The following is a 203-nucleotide window of genomic DNA, read 5'->3' on the forward strand; positions in this document are numbered from 1 at the left end:
TGATATTCCTGTACCACCTCTTTATCGTTTGAGCAATGGGGGGACGCAGGAGGATAGGGTAAGCGCACTGCTGGATATGTGCGTCTAAGCAGTTAGGCTGGTAACGAGGCAAATCCCGTTACCGCGTGAGCTGAGCTGTGATAGCGAGGGAAATTTAGTACCGAAGTTCCTGATTCCACACTGCCAAGAAAAGCCTCTAGCGA

1 rRNA gene is annotated in these 203 nt (G+C 50.7%); it reads left to right on the forward strand.

Annotated features, from left to right (window positions below):
• Positions 1–203, forward strand: a 23S ribosomal RNA gene (locus M3182_RS26035); the annotation flags it as partial.

This window comes from Mesobacillus maritimus (assembly GCF_023715205.1).
Taxonomy (GTDB): domain Bacteria; phylum Bacillota; class Bacilli; order Bacillales; family Cytobacillaceae; genus Mesobacillus_B; species Mesobacillus_B maritimus_C.